Annotated in this window: 5 protein-coding genes; 2 read left to right on the top strand and 3 right to left on the bottom strand. The window is 61.1% G+C overall.

The features are described 5' to 3' along the window. Both GWP04_12520 and GWP04_12515 read right to left on the bottom strand, forming a co-directional pair. The coding region (locus GWP04_12520) for a hypothetical protein (GenBank protein ID NIA26362.1) at positions 1 to 531 on the bottom strand (531 nt) is incomplete at its 3' end. Further along, complete coding sequence (locus GWP04_12515) at positions 528 to 1,385, bottom strand: AAA domain-containing protein (GenBank protein NIA26361.1); 858 nt, start codon at positions 1,383 to 1,385, stop codon at positions 528 to 530. The genes GWP04_12515 and GWP04_12520, both read right to left, overlap by 4 nt. A gap of 314 nt (positions 1,386 to 1,699) precedes the next feature. Between GWP04_12515 and GWP04_12510 the strand changes: the two genes are divergently transcribed. Together GWP04_12510 and GWP04_12505 are read left to right on the top strand one after the other, a co-directional pair. Continuing rightward, entirely contained in the window at positions 1,700 to 1,939 is a 240-nt protein-coding gene (locus tag GWP04_12510) for a hypothetical protein (GenBank protein NIA26360.1), read from the top strand. After that, complete coding sequence (locus tag GWP04_12505; GenBank protein NIA26359.1) at positions 1,936 to 2,523, top strand: hypothetical protein; 588 nt, start codon at positions 1,936 to 1,938, stop codon at positions 2,521 to 2,523. The genes GWP04_12510 and GWP04_12505 overlap by 4 nt, the downstream gene beginning before the upstream one ends. Positions 2,524 to 2,584: 61 nt before the next feature. Here the strand turns inward: GWP04_12505 and GWP04_12500 are convergent. Further along, positions 2,585 to 3,076: recombinase family protein (locus GWP04_12500; protein ID NIA26358.1), on the bottom strand; the 492-nt coding region annotated here is incomplete at its 5' end.

Genomic DNA, 3,076 nt, shown 5'->3' with positions numbered 1-3,076 from the left:
CATTGAGGGATCAACACCGCGAAGGGTCGGAAGACCGCTGAGCCGTTCCACTCTCGGGTAGACGATGAGTCTGTCGACGGCGCCGATCGACGTACTCGTCTTGGTGAACACGAAGGGGTCACTTCTCGAGACCGTTGCGGGTCCGAGTTCATAGATGCCTCTCGTGTGACAAGTGATTTCGTACGTGCCTGTGAAGACGACGCCGGGTACGAGCGAGCCGATCCGAAAACGTGCTTCGCCCAACTGGCGGATCTTGTCTTCGATCGTGACGTATCGCGATACTCGTGGCGTGTTACTTCTCGTGATCAGCTCCACGGAGACGGTGTCGCCTTCCTGTACGAGTGCGGGGTGGAGGTGGCGAGAGACGGTGATGTCCACAATGCCCCCGCGTATGCTGAGCCAACCGACGAAAACGGCGCCGACAATGAGGAGACCAAGTCCCGCGAGTTCGATATCCCCGAGGACAGCCCACAGGACGAGGAGTGCGAGGGCAGCTCCGAGAGCTGCCCATCCTCGCTCTGTGATGGTCATCCAGACCTACTTCCGGGCACGCGGACATGGCGCAGCACCGAATCGATCACTTCAGCGACCGTGGTTCCGCGCATCAGTGCTTCCGGGCGCAGCACCATGCGATGCTCGAGTACCGGGCGTGCCAGTGCCTTGATGTCGTCCGGCGTCGCGAAGTCGCGTCGTTGCATCGCGGCGCGGACACGGGCGACTCGTTGCAGGTGCAGTGCGGCACGGGGAGAGGCGCCGAGGAGAAGTTCTCCGTGACGCCGGGTCGCTTCCACCACGTCGACGATGTACCCCTGGAGGGAGCCGGCCACGTGGATGTGGCGGGCGATCTCACTCATCTCCCGGACGTCCTCCGCCGTCGCCATCGGTTTGAGGTCGTCGAAACTCGAATGTGTGCCGTGAGTTTCGAGCATTTGTATTTCTTTCTCGTATGTCGGATAGCCGACTACGAGGCGCATCATGAATCGGTCGAGTTGGGATTCGGGGAGCGGGTAGGTTCCTTCATGCTCCAAGGGATTCTGCGTCGCGATCACCATGAACGGTGGGGGCAGCGGGCGAGTGACTCCGTCCACGGTCACCTGGAGTTCCTCCATCGCTTCGAGTAGTGCAGCCTGGGTCTTTGGCCCTGCACGGTTGATTTCGTCGCCAAGAACGATGTTGGCGAAAATCGCTCCGGGCTTGAAGATGAACTCCGTCTTGGCTCTGTCCCAGATCGATACGCCGGTGATGTCCGAGGGGAGAAGGTCGGGTGTGAATTGCACACGATGAAAGCGGCAATCCAGAGACCTCGCCAAAGACTTGGCCAGGAGCGTCTTTCCGACTCCCGGGACATCCTCGATGAGGACGTGACCGTCCGCCATCAAGGACATTGCGATCAGCTCGATGATCTCACGTTTGCCCTGGATGACGGTTTCCACGTTCGAGGCGATCGCCTCGAACAGGTCGGCGAAGCGATCGATACGTTCTCGAGCCGGGATCGTCGTTACCAAAAGGGTCTCACCTCCGTGTTGGAGCCTATCAGCGCGACGAAGATGCGCGCTGTGTGTGAAGCACTCTTGCAGACGGGCGAAGCAACTGAGGTCTCCGTCAGTGGCGGATCCAAATCGACTGCGTTCGAGTTGCAGAGGCCGAGCGTGAAACTGCGCGGTATGATCAGCGTGTCCCGGGGAGCTTGAGGAGGCACGTGGGCGGGGTGAGACGGGCGGTTGCCCGCAGACCTGATCTGTGGATGGAAGCAGCGCGTTCTGCGTTCGCGTTCGCTCCGAATGCCTGGTGGAGACGGTTTCCGTTCCTTCCGCTTCCTGAAGCTCGCTATCTGGCATGGCGGCGTTTCACAGCGTACGGATCTGCCGACCGGGCACTGTCCGGTGAGGATGTCGTCGCGTTTCTCGAGTGGCGACGTCGACTGCGGACCTCACGATGAGTGAGGTTCTCGATCGTGCGATCAGCGAACTCGATGGAGTCGCGTCCGCTCACATCGAAACAGACGGTTCCTCCGTCGTGGGTGTCAAGGTCACCCTTCTCGAGGGTGCCGACGAACGAGCCATAGGGTTGGCAATCAGTAGGATCCTGGAAGCGCACGGATATCGTTCTCGGGTGGCTCCGGAGCGGGTGAAGGTCGAACCGGATGCCCCGCCGATGCCACCGGTCGAAGTCACCGCACAGCCGAAACGTGAGCACGCGGTGAATCTGGAATCGGTAACGGTCGAGGAGAGTTGGGTCGGCGCGACAGTCACGGTCGTGGATTCGGCCGGCGGCAGTGTGACGCTTCGCGCAGGATCCACGGGCAAGGGGCGCAAGAAGGCCATCGTTGACGCCGTGGCTTCCCTGCTCGCCGAGAACGCTGCTTCGCCGCCACGTCTCGTCGAAGTGATCCAGCGTGAAGACAACGTACTCCTCGTCGTCCTCGAAGATATCGACGGGGCAAGGCTCGCCGGAGCTTCTGTCATCCGTTCAGGGTTGGACTTCGCGCTTGCCACCGCAGTGTGGGCGGCCCTCACCAGGTAGCTGCTGCACCAGCCCCGTCCGCATTCGGTGTCCAGCCATGGCTGATAGCTGAGAGTTGTCCCTACGCGCTGTGTGCCGGGATGAGTTCGATCACGACGTCGTCGCCGCCGGAGACTGAGGCAGCGGCAACCTGATCATCCTGATGGTCCTGATCATCCTGAGACGCCGGGGTGCCCATGCTCTGTTCGTACTCGGCTCGGCGAGCGAGGACATCACGAATAAACATTCTGGCGGCATCCACCTGAGCGTCGGCGAGCACCTCGACATCGGCTTCGGTGGTACTGATCACCCTGACACCGCGGCTGCGCAAGTCTTGAAGGATGACTTCCTGAACGAGCAAGTCTGAAGAAAACGCTTCGAGCGAAGGAACCACGACCGCGTCTGCGTGGCCCGCACCAATAATCTCGAGCAAAGCACGGAACGCTTCGTCGCAAAGTTCACCGCTCGGGCTCCTTGCGTCCTGGCACATCGCGAGGAGTTGGTAGCCCTGTTCGGAGGTCCAGCGTCGAATCCGCTCCGATTGAGCAAAGATCGATCCGCCGTGCGACCGATC

This window comes from Gammaproteobacteria bacterium, from assembly GCA_011682695.1.
Taxonomy (GTDB): Bacteria; Actinomycetota; Acidimicrobiia; order Spongiisociales; family UBA4744; genus BMS3Bbin01.
The sequence above is the reverse complement of the archived record's forward strand: the minus strand, read 5'-3'. Positions and strand labels throughout refer to the sequence as shown.